Origin of the sequence: Xanthomonas populi (assembly GCF_002940065.1) — a bacterium.
Lineage (GTDB): Bacteria > Pseudomonadota > Gammaproteobacteria > Xanthomonadales > Xanthomonadaceae > Xanthomonas > Xanthomonas populi.
In genome coordinates, this window is sequence record NZ_MDEJ01000108.1 from 1 (window position 1) to 13,666 (window position 13,666).

Genomic DNA, 13,666 nt, shown 5'->3' on the forward strand with positions numbered 1-13,666 from the left:
CTGGCAAGCCTTGGGCGCCAGCTTGGCGCGTTGACGGGAGCCGTAGTAGCCCGAGCGGCTGACACCCAGCACGCGACACAGGCGCCAGACAGAAACGGCCTTCTTGTGCAGCTGCTTGACGAGCTGGTAGCGCATCCAAGCTCGCGGGCAAAGAAGGCCGATGCTTTTTTTAGGATATCGACATTGCCGCGCAGTTGCGTGTTCTCGGCTTCACGCTGGCGGATGCGTTGTTGCTCAGCGGTGAGCGGCTTGCCGATACCAGGGCGGCCAGCGGCCTCTTCATCGGCCTGGGTCAGCCATCGCCGAACCGCCGTCTCGCCGAGCTTCATGTCGCGGCAGACATCGCCCACGCTCAAGCCCTGCCCGCGTATCATCTGCACGACTTGCAGCTTGCACTCCGCGTTGAATGTCCTTTGTTACTCTCTTGCTCATCGTCCTCGTCCAGGTGCATTACACCTATCGAGGTGTCCGTGGAAATTATACCAGCACATATGGCTGACGGCCTGGCCGCCCGGACACCGGATAATGGGGCGCGATCAGCCCAAGCAGGTGCGTCCATGGAACGATGCGTTCCCTCTCGGCCAGGAAGATCTCACGACGGGTGTGCTTGCGCTTGCCCAAGCCCTGTGCATCACCGAATGTCAGTTGCATGGATGCCTCCTCAACGTGAGTGCGTCGTGTCGCGCATCTGTGGCGAGTTGTTCAGAGGTTCCTTAGTAATGATGGTAACCGGCTGTTCCCACCAGTCCTCGACGCTGCCGTCGTGGCCGTGCAGGCGCAGTCCCAGCCAATGCGTGCCCGGGGGCAGCGCGTGCGTGTCGAGCGTGGCGGTGAAGCCGACGTGCGGGTGTTGCGGGTCGGTGGAGATCTTCCAGTACGGGCGCACGTCGAGCAGCGTGCCGTAGCCGGCATGCGCGACCGGGCGACCGTCGAGCAGCAGCTCCACATCCGACAGGCCGACGCCATCCTTGAACGCCCAGCCACGCACCTGCACCTGCCCGGATACGCTCGCATCCGGCAGCGGCGTGTCGATCCAGGCCATCGCCGGGGCGATGCACGGCCCAGGCTGGCGTTGCGCCGGCAGCGCAAACAACAGGAAGCGCTGATAGCCGTGATCGGTGGACACCACGGTGGGTGGCGGCAACGGCCCGACCATGTCGCAGATGGCGTGGTAACGCTTCAACAGGTCGCGGTAGCGCTGATCACTGGGCGAGAGCACTAGCAGCCGCGGCCCGGCACGCGTGCCGTCACTGAGCAATCCCCACTGCAGCAACTGCGCGCTGCGCCCGTGCTTGTCGTTCAAATCCGCACGCAATACTTCCACGTTGGCATCGTGCAACTGGAAACCGAGCTCGGCGCCGACCTTGAAGTTTTGCGCCAGCACACGCGTGCCCGGCGGCATCTGCGCAAGTCTGGTTTTGACCGCGCCCGCCAGGTGGTTCCAGCCGGCGAAATTGCGCGGGTAATATTTTTCGCCAGCCGCATGCGCGCGAATCGACTGCACCGACACCGCAAGGTAATAACCGTATGCACCCAGGGTGCCGAGCAAGGCGATCAACCAGGCCGCGCGACGCAGCGCATGCGGCCAACGCATCAAAATCACCGGCACCGCGACCAGCAAAGCCAGATAGCCCGGCAGCGGCCACTGGAAACTGATCCGCTCGGCATCGCTGAAGAAACCGAGCACGAAGATCGCCACGGTCGAAACACCGCCCAGCAAGCCGAAATACCGCCATTGCGCCCGCGAACCACCGCCGGCGCGCATACCGGCCAGGCTGACCTTGACCATCGCCCAGGCCAGCAGGGGGGTCACCAGCACCGTCTGTATCAGCACAAACCACAACCCGGTGATCTGAAAGCGCCATGGATGCCGGTCGACCAACTGGAAGCGCAACCCGGCCTCGTCGTGGTCGATATTCCAGAACAATAGCGGCAGCCAGCTCATCGCGCCCACCGTCAGCGCCATCCAGATGCGTGGGTCGCGCATGACCGCGCGCCCCTGCGGAATGTACAGCAACGCGATGCAGCCCACACCGATCACGCCGATGAAGCGGTAATGGCTGAGGGCGCCGATCACCAAGCCAATGGCGAGCTCGAGCGCACTGGTCGCATCGACCTCGCGCAGCAATCGCGCGCCGGCATCCATGCACAGCACCGCCGCCAGCGCCATCGGCACATCCGGCACCGCCAGAATGCCGAGCGTGGCCGATAGCGGCATCAGCAGCGTCAAGCTGCCCGCCTGCCAGCCCAGGGTGGAGCCGAACCAGCGCGTGGCGATATGCGCGATCAGCCACGGCAGCAGCGCGGAAATGGCCAGAAACGGCAGGCGCAAGGCCAGCAGATGATGTCCGCCGCCCTCCACACCCAGCCGCGCCAGCCAGGCCGTCATGCCCGGCAGATCCGAATACGCTGCGGCCAGATGCTGGCCTTCCTGCCAATAGAACGCCTCGTCCACGAACAAGGGCAACCGCGCGGCAATCAACAGCTTGACGGCTGTCGCCAGTGTCCACAGGATCACGAAGGTGCGATGTGCGCGTTGGTCCCCTTGCATTGCCCTGTGCACTCTTCTTTTCACCTACGGAATTGTGATGTCGACACCGTTGCGTTCCACGGAAATGCTAACCGATGCGCTGCGCCAATCGCTGCGGCGCGCACAAGACCAGGTCAATTCGCTATTGCTGGGAAAGGCGCAGGAGGTGCGTCTGGCGTTCGTGGCGCTGTTGTCCGGCGGGCATTTGCTGATCGAGGATCTGCCCGGCCTGGGCAAGACCACCCTCGCCCACGCGATGGCGTCCAGCCTGGGGCTGGGCTTCCAGCGCGTGCAGTTCACCTCCGATCTGCTGCCGGCCGATGTGCTGGGCGTGTCGGTCTACGACGCCGCCTCGCGCCAGTTTCAGTTCCATTCCGGCCCGGTGTTCACCAATGTGCTGCTGGCATACGAGATCAATCGTGCGCCGCCGCGTACGCAAAGCTCGCTGCTCGAAGCCATGGCCGAACAGCAGGTCACGCTGGATGGCGTCACGCATGCGCTGCCGGAGCCGTTCTTCGTGATCGCCACACAGAATCCGGTCGATCTGTCCGGCACCTTCCCGCTACCGGATTCGCAACTGGACCGCTTTCTGCTGCGACTCAGCCTGGGCTATCCCGGCGCCGATGCCGAACGCGCGTTGTTGTCCGGCGTGGATCGGCGCGAATTGATCGCCCAGGCCGTGCCGCAACTCAGCGATACCGAAGTCGTCGCACTGCGCTCGGTGGTCAGCCAGATCCATACCAGCGATGCATTGATTGGCTATGTGCAGGCCTTGCTGCTGCGCAGTCGCCAGCACGCCGGCGTGCGCGTGGGCCTGTCGCCGCGCGCCGGCATCGCGCTGCTGCGTGCGGCCAAGGCCTACGCGCTACTGCTCGGGCGCGAGCACGTGCTGCCGGAAGACGTGCAGGCGCTGTTCGTGGCGGTAGCTGGGCATCGGCTGGTGCCGGAAGCCGAATCCTCATCCGGGCCGGCGCTGGCCAAGGCGCTGCTGCATAGCGTGCCGGTGGACTGATCCAGGTGCGTGCGCACTTGCGCGGCGTCGGCCGCCGACTCAGCCTACTGGCGCGTCCGCGGGGCGCAGAGGCGTTGCCGATCGTGCTGGATCGGCGACGCATCTATGTGCTGCCGACCCGCTTCGGGCTCTTCGTCGCCGGCTTGCTGTTGGCGATGCTGCTCGGTGCGCTGAACTACAACAACAACCCGGCGTTGCTGCTGGCCTTGCTGCTGGCTACCGCCGGCATCGCCAGCAGCATCATGGCGCACCTGCAGCTGTCGGCGCTGCGCATCGAGGCGGTGTCGGCCGAGCCGGTAATCGCCGGCGAGCCATTGCGCATGCGGGTGTCGCTGGCACGTCGCGATACCCGCGTGCGCCGCGGGCTGCGCCTGGATCATCTAGACAGCAGCGGTTTCTGCTCGTTAATCGAGCACGACAATGCCGACCTGGACCTCCTGTTCCCCACCGAGCGCCGCGGCTGGCAGGACATCGAACGTATCCGCCTGTCTAGCACCCAGCCACTGGGGCTGGTACGCGCCTGGTCGTGGGCCTGGCCGGAAACGCCGTTGCTGGCCTATCCGAAACCAGAAGAACAAGGACCGTCATTGCCCGAAGGCGCCGGTTCGCCCAACCAGACCCGCCTGCACGCGCAAGGCGAAGAACTGCATCAGCTGCGCCCGTACCGCGCCGGCGATGCACCGCGCACCATTTCCTGGAAGCACTCCGCGCGCCGCGACACCTTGCTGGTGCGCGAATACGAGCAACCCCAGGGCATCGAAGTCACGTTGGACTGGCGCACGCTCAACGCGCTGCCGTACGAGCGCCGCATCGCGCGTCTGGCGCGCTGGGTCAACCTGGCCGAACGCGATGGGCGACGCTACCGCCTGCTGCTGCCGGGCCAGTCGCCGCTGGGGCCTGCGCAAGGCCCATCGCATCATCATCTGTGTCTGCGCGCCCTGGCCCTGCTTCCTCATGACTGAGCCGTCCCTCCCGATCAGCCAGGCCAGCCGCGGCTGGGTGCTGGCCACCAGCTGGCTGGCACTGGCGCCATTGCTATTGCAGCTGCCGGGACTGCTCGCAGGCACCATTGCCGTGGCCGCAGTGCTGGTCGGCGTGCTGAGCTGGCGCGTCACGTTGATGGCGCCGGTGCGGCTGTTGCTGGTGATCGCGATGCTGGCGGCGGTGTATTGGCAGATCGGTATGCGCTTCGGGCGCGACACCGGCTGCGCAGTACTGGCGGCAATGCTGGCGATCAAGGCCTCCGAGCTGCGCACCTTGCGCGATGCGCGCAGCCTGCTCGGCTTTGCGTTGTTCGCCCCGTTCGCGGCGTTTTTGCTCGACCAGGGGCCGGCGACGATGGGCCTGGCGCTGCTGGCGGTCGTCAGTGCGCTACTCAGCATGCAGCGACTGGCAGACGAAGAGCACCGCAACGGCACGCCTGCGCTACGTCTGCAACTGCGCGGTATCGGCAAGCTGGTCGCCATCGGTGTGCCGCTGGCGCTGGCCACCTTCTGGCTGCTGCCGCGCCTGAGTTCTCCGCTGTGGGGCGTACCCGAGCGTGCGTTGTCGCGGCCCGGTCTGTCGGACAACATGTCGCCGGGCGAATGGATCGACCTGATGGCCGACGACAGCCCGGCACTGCGCGCACAGTTCACCGGCAAGGCTCCGCCGCCCCAGCAACGCTATTGGCGCGGGCCGGTGATGTGGGACTTAGATGGCCGCACCTGGCAGCGCGCGCGCTGGACCGGGCGCGGGCAACCCGCTTCGGTCAGTGCTGGTCCGCAGACCTACCGTTATCGTCTGGATTACGAGCCCACCGACCGTCGCCAACTGGTGGCGCTGGACCTGCCCACGCAAGCCGTCGCCAAGGCCGAACTGTCGCCCGACTACGAGCTGTTTGCGCAGCGGCCACTGAGCGCGTTGACCCGCTGGGAGCTTCAGTCGGCACCGCCCGTGCGCTTCGACACCGATCTGCCCGACAGGCTGCGCAAGCGCGCCCTCGCCCTGCCGCCGGGCTTCAATCCGCGCACGCTCACACTGGCAAGGCAATGGCGCTTGGAAGCAGGCAGCAACGACGATGCCGTGGTGCAGCGCGCGCTGCAGTGGATCACCCGTGAATTCGCCTACACGCTGGATACGCCGTTGCTCGGGCGCAACAGCGTCGATGAGTTCCTGTTCCAGCAGAAAGCCGGTTTCTGCGAGCACTTCAGCTCTTCGTTCGTGGTGCTGATGCGCGCGGCCGGCGTCCCGGCGCGGGTAGTCACCGGTTATGCGGGCGGCACCTACAACGGCTTGGGAAATTACTGGGTGGTGCGGCGTATGGATGCGCATGCCTGGACCGAAGTCTGGCTGGCCGGCCGTGGCTGGGTGCGCGTGGATCCCACCGCTGCGGTGGCGCCGGAACGCATCTACGACACGCTGGAAGACCGACTGCAGACCGGCGGCGGCAACAACTTCGCCCAGCTCGGCGTGTGGGCCAGCCTGGGCCAGGTGAGTGACCTGCTGCGTCGCGGCTGGAACGACCTGGTGCTGTCTTTCGATGCCGACCGCCAGCAACGCCTGTTGCAGCCCTTCGGCATCGATCATCTGGACAGTTCGCAGTTGGCCGCCGTCTTCGGCGTGTTTGCGGTCAGCGCATTGGCATGGATGGCCTGGCTGCTGGCGCGCGGCGAGCGTGAGCGCGACCCGCTGCTGCGTGCCTGGCATCGCCTGGGTCGCCGCTACGGCGAGCTTGGACTGGCCCGCGAACCGCATGAACCGGCCATCATCTGGGCACAGCGTGTCGCCCGTTCACACCCGGAGACGGCATTGTTACCGCTCAGCCAACGTTTCGCTGCCGCGCGCTACGCTGGCGCTCATTCGGACAGCGCCACACTCCTTAAAGATCTGCTGCAGCATCGCCCGCGAACCGGAGCTTCCTCATGAGTACCCGCTTTCTTTTTCCCACTGTCGCTGTGCTCGGGCTGGCAGCCTGTGCGACCGCGCCCAAGCCGCTGCAAGGCCAGTTTCCTACGGTCAGTCCGAGCGACTCAACCGCCAGCGCCCAGGTCGGGACGTCCGTGCGTTGGGGCGGCAAGATCATCCAGACCACGCCGAGCCAGGGCCGGACCTGCTTCGAACTGATCTCGCGCCCGCTCAATGCCAGCGGGCGTCCGGATCGCAACGCCGTTGATGCCAGCGATGGCCGCTTCCTGGCCTGCCGCTCCGGCTTCTACGATCCGGCCGTGTTTGAGCCGGGCCGCGAGGTGACCTTCATCGGCAAAATCGAAGGCTATGAAACCACCAAGATCGGCGAGTACGACTACAAGCTGCCCAAGGTGAATGCCGACGTGGTCTACCTGTGGCCGATCTTGCGCGAGGTCGACGCTATGCCGGCCTACCCATATGGCCCGTGGGGTGATCCGTGGGGCCCGCGTTGGGGCGGCGGCTGGGGTTGGGGTCGCGGCTGGTGGTAATAGGCTACTGAGTCAGTGACACGCAAAAACGCCGCCCGCAGGGAGCGGCGTTTTTGTTTGTACGACTCGGCTGCTCGAACAGGCGCTGATGCGCTCGATTGAGCAATGAAGTCAAGGAGTACCGAAACATCCCAGCGGCGCGCCAGCCAGCAGATGCAGATGGATATGGAACACCGTCTGGCCGGCATGCTCGCGGCAGTTCATCACGATGCGATAGCCGTCCTGCGCCAATCCCTGTTCGCGTGCGTACGCCGCGGCGGCAAGTGCGAGCTTGCCAACCAGCAGCGCCTGCTCGGGCGGCACATCGTCCAGCGTGGGAATGGCGTGCTGCTTGGGAATAAAAAGCACATGCACCGGAGCCTGCGGTGCGATGTCCCGAAAGCCCAGTACCTCGTCGTCTTCGTAGACGATGTTGGCCGGGATTTCGCGACGAATGATCTTGCCGAAGATGGTGTCGGTCATGGAAGGGGATTGGTGATTTGGGATTGGTAAGAGCTTACAGCGCGCTGCCGGCCAGCTTTTGCCAATCCCCATTCCCGACTCCCGATTCCCAGCTCTAAAGCACTTCGCTGCGGGTACCGAACGCATGCGACAAGGTGCCGCGATCCACGTACTCCAGCTCGCCGCCTAGCGGCATGCCTTGCGCGAGCCGGCTTGGGCGCACCGCATGCTGCCGCGCCAGTTGCGCCAGGTAATGCGCGGTTGCCTCGCCTTCCACCGTGGCATTGGTGGCGATGATCATTTCGGTAACTTCACCGGCGGCCAGACGCTCGCCGAGCCGGTCCAGCCCCAGCTCGCGCGGGCCGATGCCATCCAGCGGCGACAAGCGCCCCTGCAGAATGAAGTACAACCCGCGATACCCGGTGGCGTGTTCGATCGCCAGGCGATCGGCCGGCGACTCGACCACGCACAGCTGTTGCCGGTCGCGACTGGCGCTGGCGCAGATCGCGCAGATTTCCGACTCGGTGAAGTCGCGGCATTGCAGGCAATGCCCGACTTTTTCCACCGCATTGGCCAGCGTCGTGGCCAAGCGACGCCCGCCCTCGCGCTCGCGCTCGAGCACGTGGTAAGCCATGCGCTGCGCCGATTTCTGGCCCACGCCCGGCAACACCCGGAAGGCCTCGATCAGTTGTTCGAGAAGAGAGGACATTGGGTCGGCAATCGGGAATCGAGATTGGGGAATCGCAAAGGCAAAAGACGATCTCGCTCTTACGATTCCAGATTTACTACTCCCGATTCGCTGCCTCTCAGAACGGCAGCTTCATGCCCGGCGGCAGCTGCATGCCGGCGGTGGCCGAGCCCATCCGATCCTTGGATTCGGCATCGATCTTGTTGGACGCATCGTTGAAGGCGGCGGCGATCAGATCCTCGGCCATCTCCTGGTCGGAGAGGATGCTCGGGTCGATGCGTACCTTGCGGCATTCCTTGGCGCCGGTCAGCGTCACGCTGACCATGCCGCCGCCGGCGGTGCTGGTGACTTCCAGCTTGGCCAGTTCTTCCTGGGCGCGCTGCAGGTTTTCCTGCATCTTCTGCGCCTGCTGCATCAATTGGGCAATGTTCCCACGCATGTGTCGTTACTCGTCGTAAGGGCGGATGGAATCGGGGACTACCCGCGCGCCCTGCTGCTGAATCAGCTGCTGCACATTCGGGTCGTTCATAAAGGCTGTTTCGGCCGCGCTCTGGCGCTCACCTTTCTGGCGATCGGCGCGCTCGTGCAGGGTCTCGACATCGGCGCTGCCTGTCTCGATGACAATGCGCGGCGTCTCACCCAACACCGGCGCCAGCGCCTGCGCGAGGTTGGCGATGGAACGTTCGGAATTCAGATATTCGAAGCCCGGCGCCAGCGCCAGACGCAGCACGCCATCGCGATGACCAACAAAGGCGGCATTGGCCGCAAGCTGGCGCGAGGGGCCGCTCAAGCCGCTGCGCGTGACCAGGTCCAGCCACTGCTCGGCATCGGCGATCTGGCCGTCATTGAGCAGGTCAGACTGATCAGTGGTTGGCGATGGGGCAGATACAGCAGTTGCGGATGATGTAGCCACAGCCGGCGCTGCAACCGGGGCAGCAGGCGCAGGTGCCACGATGGCCGCGGGAGGCGCAACTGTAGCTTCGGGCGCAATCGCAATAGGGGGCGCCGCCACGACTGCCGCGGGAGCTGCCATTGCGGCTTCCGGCGCGAGTAAGGCAAGCGACTCGGAGACGGGCGCAGCTTGCGCACGCACGGGCGCATCGTCCACTGCCCAGGGCGGCGTGTCGTCGTTGCGCACAGGCGCTGCTGGCGGAACGTCATCAGAAGAGGCCCACGGAGCAGGAAGCACGACAACCGGCGTCGGCGCTGTAGCGACCACTGCCACTGCGGGAGCCGTTGGCGCTGGACGTGCCACTTCCGCCGCAACGGGAACCGGAGTTACTTCAACCACGTCGACATGCTTGGTCACTGCAGCAGACACAACCGCCACCGGTGCAGCTTGCGGTGCAGCAACCTGCGCGCCTGCCACTGCCGAACGCGCACCGCCACCGGCATTCGCACCGTGCCCATCGTCGTTGCTGCCAACCGGCACCGCCGAAGCAGGACGGAAGGCCAGCATGCGCAGCACAGCCATCTCGAAGCCGGCACGCGGGCTCGGCGCAAGATACAGATCGCGACGCCCGTTGAGCGCCATCTGGTACCACAGCTGCACCACTTCGGGCCGCAGCTGCGCGGAAAAACCGCTCGGGTCGATGCCATCGCCGACGAACGCCACCGACGGCACCAGTTGCTGCACTTGGATGCGGTGTAAGGCCTCAGCTAATGCCTCCAGCACGCCGCTCCAGTCGGGCGAGAATTCGGCCAAGGCAGCGACCACCTGCAACAGGCGCGCGCCATCGCCATCGGCCAGCGACTGCAGCATCGCGCCAACCTGGGTGCGATCAACCGTACCGAGCATAGTGCGCACCACATCCTCGCGTAGCGCGCCACCGGCGTAAGCGATGGCTTGATCAAGCAGCGACAAACCATCGCGCAACGAACCGTCTGCGGCCTTGGACAGCTGCACGATCGACGATGGCTCCGACTCAATCTGCTCGGCGGCCAGAATCCGGGTCATCTGGCCCTGGATCTGATCTTCGTCCAACCGCTTGAGGTTGAACTGCAGGCAGCGCGACAACACCGTCACCGGCAGCTTTTGCGGGTCGGTGGTGGCCAGCAGAAACTTCACGTGCTCCGGCGGCTCTTCCAGCGTCTTCAGCAGCGCATTGAACGCCGCCTTGGACAGCATGTGCACTTCGTCGATCAGGTAGACCTTGAACTTGCCGCGCGAGGGCATGTACTGCGCGTTCTCGATCACCTCGCGCACATCGTCCACGCCGGTGTTGGACGCGGCGTCGATTTCCAGCAGGTCGATATAGCGGCCGGCATCGATATCCAGGCAGGCAGGGCACTGGCCGCACGGATCGGCGCTGGTGCCCGTCTCGCAGTTCAGCGATTTGGCGAAGATGCGCGCGATGGTGGTCTTGCCGACGCCGCGGGTGCCGGTGAACAGAAACGCGTGGTGCACGCGCCCGCTGTCGAGCGCGTTACTGAGCGCGCGGACCACGTGTTCCTGGCCTACGAGTTCGGCAAAACGCTTCGGGCGCCACTTGCGGGCAAGAACAAGATAAGACATCGGGCAACCAGCTTCTTCTGAGTGGATATTGTGCCATGGCCGGTCTCACCGACTGCGTCTGGAAGATTCAGCTTGTGGTACGGGCCGGCGACCGCTAGAATTTGCGGCCCTGTTAGACCCCGGTCGCACAGGTACGGAGAGGTGTCCGAGTGGTTGAAGGAGCACGCCTGGAAAGTGTGTAAGCGTCTAAACCGCGCTTCGGGGGTTCGAATCCCCCTCTCTCCGCCAGGATACGCAAGCCCCTGAGAAATCAGGGGTTTTTTGTTATGGTAAAAACTGGCTGCAGCTGCGCAAAGCGGGATACACGACTCCCATGCGCATTCCTCATCATCTCGTTCGAGCCCTCTCCGGACTCTGGTCGTATCGCAAGCGTGTTCCGGTCGATTTGCAGCCCATCGTGGGTCGTCAGACCTTCAAACGCACCCTCCACACTTACGACATGCGGGAGGCCCGGCTGCGCGCGCTGACCATGGCTGCCCGGTATGCTCAAGTCTTCACTGTGTTTAGGGAACGACGCATGCAAACCCGGGACGACGACTTGGACGCGCTCATGGCGCGCCTGACCGGCACCGAACGTCCGCAGGAGTTGACGCTGAATCGGACACGCTCGGCGGATGGATCCATCACCGAGCTGTGGAAGATCGACACGCCAGAGGACGTCACGCTCTACCGGCAACTCATGGCGCTCAGGGCTCCCCAACCCAGCGCCTTGGGAGAGCTGATTAATCAGCACGTGCCGACCCTGCCGACGCCACGGCGGACGACCAAACCCGCCATCGAATCGATCACGCTGGGCAAGGCGCGAGACGCCTGGCTGAACAGCCTCAAGGGCAGCACCCTGCCAAGACCTGGACCATCAAGCGGACCGCTGTCGACCTGCTGACCCGCTTCCTCGGGGAGAAGACCAAGCTGCATACCGTCACCCGCTCGGACTTGGCGCGCTGGTATCAGGACATGCGCGAAAAGGGAGCCTCTACACCCACGCTCACCAACAAGCAGTCCTACATCGGTGGCAAGGGCGGATTCTTCGAGTGGGCCCAGGCCTCAGGCCACTACCCGCGTGGCGACAACCCTGCTTTAGGGCACGTGAGCTACTCGACCCGGAAAAAGCGGGCCAGGCGCAAGTTCGGGTTCAAGGCCTACGACGCTCATCAGGTCCAGGCCTTGCTTGCCCCGGTCGCCTTCGAAGCCCTGCCCCTGGCGGCACGGTGGGCCTCCCTCATTGGTCTGTATACCGGAGCCCGCGCCTCGGAGGTCGGCCAACTGCTGACCGCCGACGTGGTCGAGGACGGCGGCCTCCCCTGCATCCAGATTTCCGATGAGGGCGAGCATCAAAAGGTGAAGACGGATGTGAGCTTGAGGACGGTGCCGGTACACCCCGACCTGCTCGCCCTGGGCTTCCTGACCTGGGTCGAGCAGGCGCGCGCCGAGGGTCAGGAACGCTTGTTCCCGGCGGCTAAGGCCGATGCCAAGAACGGACAGAGCAACTGGATCTCCAAAGCCTTCAGCCGACACTTGGCCGAGGTCGGCAAAAACTGGCCCACGGCCAAGCGCGGCTTCCACTCGCTGCGCAAAACCTGATTCAGGAGTTGCAGGGCGCGGGCGTGGTGTCCGAGCTCCGTGCCCAATTGGTCGGGCACGAGTTGGACGACGAGCACCACGTGACCTACAGCCGAGCGTTTACAGCCAAGGAAAAGCTGGATGGGCTCCGGGGCGTGTCGCCCGGACTCTCGGTGTTGAACTATGCGCTGTCTCTCGAAAAACTTGCTCTGTTGCTTCAAGCGCCAGCACCCGAGATGTCTGCTCGAACAAAGCGCTAATGACGCCCTGGACTGATATCCACCTCTTGAGATGACTTGGACAAATAACACTGCGAAATCTGGGCCGCAACAAAGATTTTCTACCATTTCTGTAGAATTTTTCATCGAAATTCCGAGCGCTGCGCTTATTGAAGCTAGGTAAGCGTGGCCGTTCAAAATCCTAGCTATTTCGATGGCATGGCAGACCATCCAATTCTTCAGTAGACTCAACTCGCCACAAAGCGCTTTACCTAGAATTACAGCGCGAGGTGGCAATCCAAACAAGTGCATTATCAACCTCGACTTACACGGAGAGAAGTGACGTGGAATGGACAACGATTGGTTGGAAGACTCTTCTTGCAGTATGTTTTTTTTCATCAACAGGTCTGGCGTGGAGTAAATCACCAGAACCACCCCCGGCATTTCAGGAAGTCATTGCCCAGACTGGCGCTGAAAACAGCTTGAGATTTTTGCTAGGTGATCACTTCGAAAAATTTAAAGGGAATTTCACCGAAGCCGCCAATCCCGTCCGATTAAAAGACGGTGGAATCTTCCTTGATGGATGGAGAGAAGGCGGCGCCGATAGTCACGCCGCAGCTTTCGTTTTTTATCCTGACGGCCGAGTCTACGCAGCGTATTACGACCGCGAAGAGGGGCAGGTCCGTTATTTCGGCAACAAGAGTGCACGTATACATCCTGCGATTGAGATTTGGGCGAAGCGGTTTGCTCCACCATTCAAAGTCCTCTCCCAAAACGATTCTCAGCGTTCTTCACAAACCGGCACCGTGGCAGCAGCCAGCTCCCCAACTCCAGCAGAGCAGGAGGAGATGCGGAAAGTTGCTGCTGCCATCTGGAATCCATCACTTGCAGCCAGATGGGATATGAACGCTGAGGTGGGTGACATCTTGGGCGCTGTCACCAAAGAAATAATGGACTGCTCTGAAGCTTTTAATTTGGTTCCCAAGCCTGTGGGCTGGATCCCCGGATGGGCTTATGTAGCGAAGACCGCAATACAAATTACCGCTTACCTAGCTGGGCTTACCAAGGATAGGGTCTACAGAACCTGCGTTTCTGCAGCCGCCCTGAACTGGCGGAGCAGGATTGAAATGGCGTCTGCCGGTATCTGAAGTTTCTCACCTAAAGTTTTTTGTGGAACACCATGCTTGAGGCTGAGGTATCCCCACGTTTTTCAGCCCATGACCATCTGGTTGTAGACGTGTTCGGGCAGTGTGCGTAATCGCTCC

General features: G+C 63.5%; 10 protein-coding genes, 1 tRNA gene and 3 pseudogenes. 7 read left to right on the forward strand and 7 right to left on the reverse strand.

The window, feature by feature from the left end:
* The 3 genes and pseudogenes from XpopCFBP1817_RS24075 to XpopCFBP1817_RS15545 all read right to left on the reverse strand — a co-directional run.
* A pseudogene (locus XpopCFBP1817_RS24075) lies at window positions 1-401 on the reverse strand (transposase); the annotation flags it as partial.
* A gap of 82 nt (window positions 402-483) precedes the next feature.
* A pseudogene (locus XpopCFBP1817_RS15540) lies at window positions 484-651 on the reverse strand (IS5/IS1182 family transposase); the annotation flags it as partial.
* A gap of 10 nt (window positions 652-661) precedes the next feature.
* Window positions 662-2,551 carry a glycosyltransferase family 39 protein gene (locus XpopCFBP1817_RS15545; protein ID WP_128417790.1) on the reverse strand — a complete coding sequence of 630 codons (1,890 nt, stop codon included), beginning with the start codon at window positions 2,549-2,551 and terminating at the stop codon, window positions 662-664.
* A gap of 37 nt (window positions 2,552-2,588) precedes the next feature.
* Between XpopCFBP1817_RS15545 and XpopCFBP1817_RS15550 the strand changes: the two genes are divergently transcribed.
* From XpopCFBP1817_RS15550 to XpopCFBP1817_RS15565, 4 genes are read left to right on the forward strand one after another with little or no spacing between them, the layout of a single operon-like run.
* On the forward strand, window positions 2,589-3,542 hold the full coding sequence (locus XpopCFBP1817_RS15550) for an AAA family ATPase (RefSeq protein ID WP_128417791.1): 954 nt from the start codon (window positions 2,589-2,591) through the stop codon (window positions 3,540-3,542).
* 5 nt (window positions 3,543-3,547) lie between these two features.
* Window positions 3,548-4,504 (forward strand): DUF58 domain-containing protein, encoded by a 957-nt coding sequence (locus tag XpopCFBP1817_RS15555; RefSeq protein ID WP_128417792.1) that lies wholly within the window; start codon window positions 3,548-3,550, stop codon window positions 4,502-4,504.
* Window positions 4,497-6,449, forward strand: coding sequence for a transglutaminase TgpA family protein (locus tag XpopCFBP1817_RS15560; protein ID WP_128417793.1), 1,953 nt, complete (start codon window positions 4,497-4,499; stop codon window positions 6,447-6,449). Before XpopCFBP1817_RS15555 ends, XpopCFBP1817_RS15560 begins: the two co-directional genes overlap by 8 nt.
* Window positions 6,446-6,979: a Slp family lipoprotein gene (locus XpopCFBP1817_RS15565; RefSeq protein ID WP_128417794.1), complete on the forward strand. Its 534-nt coding sequence runs from the start codon at window positions 6,446-6,448 to the stop codon at window positions 6,977-6,979. The genes XpopCFBP1817_RS15560 and XpopCFBP1817_RS15565 overlap by 4 nt, the downstream gene beginning before the upstream one ends.
* Window positions 6,980-7,090: 111 nt before the next feature.
* On the opposite strand, the gene XpopCFBP1817_RS15570 is transcribed toward XpopCFBP1817_RS15565, so the two are convergent.
* The 4 genes from XpopCFBP1817_RS15570 to dnaX form a co-directional block, all read right to left on the reverse strand.
* The gene (locus XpopCFBP1817_RS15570; protein ID WP_128417795.1) at window positions 7,091-7,441 is read right to left on the reverse strand and encodes a histidine triad nucleotide-binding protein; all 351 of its coding nucleotides are present in this window, start codon (window positions 7,439-7,441) and stop codon (window positions 7,091-7,093) included.
* A 94-nt stretch (window positions 7,442-7,535) separates the two neighbouring features.
* Window positions 7,536-8,129: a recombination mediator RecR gene (gene recR / locus XpopCFBP1817_RS15575; RefSeq protein ID WP_128417796.1), complete on the reverse strand. Its 594-nt coding sequence runs from the start codon at window positions 8,127-8,129 to the stop codon at window positions 7,536-7,538.
* A gap of 97 nt (window positions 8,130-8,226) precedes the next feature.
* The gene (locus tag XpopCFBP1817_RS15580; RefSeq protein WP_128417797.1) at window positions 8,227-8,547 is read right to left on the reverse strand and encodes a YbaB/EbfC family nucleoid-associated protein; all 321 of its coding nucleotides are present in this window, start codon (window positions 8,545-8,547) and stop codon (window positions 8,227-8,229) included.
* A 6-nt stretch (window positions 8,548-8,553) separates the two neighbouring features.
* On the reverse strand, window positions 8,554-10,623 hold the full coding sequence (dnaX, locus tag XpopCFBP1817_RS15585; RefSeq protein WP_128417798.1) for a DNA polymerase III subunit gamma/tau: 2,070 nt from the start codon (window positions 10,621-10,623) through the stop codon (window positions 8,554-8,556).
* A 135-nt stretch (window positions 10,624-10,758) separates the two neighbouring features.
* Between dnaX and XpopCFBP1817_RS15590 the strand changes: the two genes are divergently transcribed.
* From XpopCFBP1817_RS15590 to XpopCFBP1817_RS23185, 3 genes and pseudogenes are all read left to right on the forward strand, one after another.
* Window positions 10,759-10,851: transfer RNA gene (locus tag XpopCFBP1817_RS15590), tRNA-Ser, on the forward strand.
* A gap of 85 nt (window positions 10,852-10,936) precedes the next feature.
* Window positions 10,937-12,443 (forward strand): annotated as a pseudogene (locus XpopCFBP1817_RS21935) (DUF6538 domain-containing protein).
* A 302-nt stretch (window positions 12,444-12,745) separates the two neighbouring features.
* The gene (locus tag XpopCFBP1817_RS23185; RefSeq protein WP_244171200.1) at window positions 12,746-13,549 is read left to right on the forward strand and encodes a hypothetical protein; all 804 of its coding nucleotides are present in this window, start codon (window positions 12,746-12,748) and stop codon (window positions 13,547-13,549) included.
* The last annotated feature ends 117 nt before the right edge of the window (window positions 13,550-13,666 follow it).

Bases quoted from the DNA above. Each gene is read 5' to 3' on its own strand.
- XpopCFBP1817_RS15570 (WP_128417795.1), bottom strand. From the start codon at position 7,441: ATGACCGACACCATCTTCGGCAAGATCATTCGTCGCGAAATCCCGGCC.
- XpopCFBP1817_RS15545 (WP_128417790.1), bottom strand. From the start codon at position 2,551: ATGCAAGGGGACCAACGCGCACATCGCACCTTCGTGATCCTGTGGACA.
- dnaX (WP_128417798.1), bottom strand. From the start codon at position 10,623: ATGTCTTATCTTGTTCTTGCCCGCAAGTGGCGCCCGAAGCGTTTTGCC.
- XpopCFBP1817_RS15560 (WP_128417793.1), top strand. From the start codon at position 4,497: ATGACTGAGCCGTCCCTCCCGATCAGCCAGGCCAGCCGCGGCTGGGTG.
- XpopCFBP1817_RS15550 (WP_128417791.1), top strand. From the start codon at position 2,589: ATGTCGACACCGTTGCGTTCCACGGAAATGCTAACCGATGCGCTGCGC.
- XpopCFBP1817_RS15580 (WP_128417797.1), bottom strand. From the start codon at position 8,547: ATGCGTGGGAACATTGCCCAATTGATGCAGCAGGCGCAGAAGATGCAG.
- recR (WP_128417796.1), bottom strand. From the start codon at position 8,129: ATGTCCTCTCTTCTCGAACAACTGATCGAGGCCTTCCGGGTGTTGCCG.
- XpopCFBP1817_RS15565 (WP_128417794.1), top strand. From the start codon at position 6,446: ATGAGTACCCGCTTTCTTTTTCCCACTGTCGCTGTGCTCGGGCTGGCA.